2 protein-coding genes are annotated in these 1126 nt (G+C 51.9%); one reads left to right on the forward strand and one right to left on the reverse strand.

What is annotated here, in order from left to right:
• The coding region (locus tag NJC38_RS28985) for a transposase (RefSeq protein ID WP_253118191.1) at window positions 1–237 on the forward strand (237 nt) is incomplete at its 5' end.
• Between the two features lie 146 nt (window positions 238–383).
• Here NJC38_RS28985 and NJC38_RS28990 read toward each other — a convergent pair.
• Window positions 384–986 (reverse strand): hypothetical protein, encoded by a 603-nt coding sequence (locus NJC38_RS28990; RefSeq protein WP_253118192.1) that lies wholly within the window; start codon window positions 984–986, stop codon window positions 384–386.
• Between the last annotated feature and the right edge of the window lie 140 nt (window positions 987–1126).

A 1126-nucleotide genomic window follows, 5' to 3' on the forward strand; every position in this document is an offset into this window, starting at 1 on the left:
ATACAGCCGGTGATCCCGCTGCGTGCCATGCCACGCAAGCCTCGGCCTGGCCTGCCCCGACTCTTTGATCGTCCAAAGTATCGGCAGCGGAACATCATTGAGCGGATGTTTGGCTGGCTGAAAGAGAGCCGAAGAATAGGCACTCGCTACGACAAGCTGGCGAGAAGCTTTTCAGCCATGGTCACGCTGGCCTGCAGCCTGCGTTGTATGCGTCAGTACTTTTCGTACAAAACCTAAGTGGGTGCTCGACCGTGACAGTCCGGTAAATACAACTTCCTGAAACTACTGTCTAAAAAGGTCGAAACAAATGGCCAAGATCGCGATATATCCAGAGATATTGAAAGGAGCTTACATTTGGTCAAGCGGCTCCAACGCAAAAATGACTAACGCGCCATTGCTTCGGTAGCCAATACGTCAGTTTTTGTGATTAGTGTGATTGGGCAAGGAACATTTGATCTGGACCACAGCCTGTCCATAACCTCGTTCAGAGCAGCCTGCGTGGGTATCGGTTGCATTCTGCCCCCCACATTATCGAATAGGTAGACATACGCCCCATGAGCTAGGGCGCTGGACAAAAGCCGCAGCCAGCGATGCTCCGTCAGGTCCTTTTGGTGGTCCGGCGACACCAGTAGATCATATAAAGTAAGGACATAGTTGAAGCATACCTGATTAATCAGGCCATCCAGAGCAACCGCATGCTGCGCCTCAGGCGAGCACCGTATTTTTTTTTGAAGAACGGTTGGGCGTGTGTATTGAGAGAGTGGTAGAACTGTCAAGGTGCACTGGTATACCACCGAAGCCTCGATGTCATTAACCAGAAAAATCTGAATCTCACTGGTAAGGGAGTCGCTCGGCTTTTCGACGCGAAGAAGACGGTATCCAGGAAGCAGGACGCGTTCGATGCGCTGACCGATATCGATCAAACTTACGGCGTCGCGGAGAGAGCGATACGCCTCGGCATGATCAACAGCAGACACCATAGTCATGAATACCTCCTAGGGAAACTCCGAACAAGTTGCCCATCAGCCGGAAATGGACGGCTTGAGGATGCCGAAAGGCCCGATTTTCAGCCGCTGATTATTAGATAACCAAGGCAACGCCTTGGTTATCTGCCCTCACGGGCGCA

The organism is Pseudomonas sp. 21LCFQ010 (assembly GCF_024129905.1).
GTDB lineage: Bacteria > Pseudomonadota > Gammaproteobacteria > Pseudomonadales > Pseudomonadaceae > Aquipseudomonas.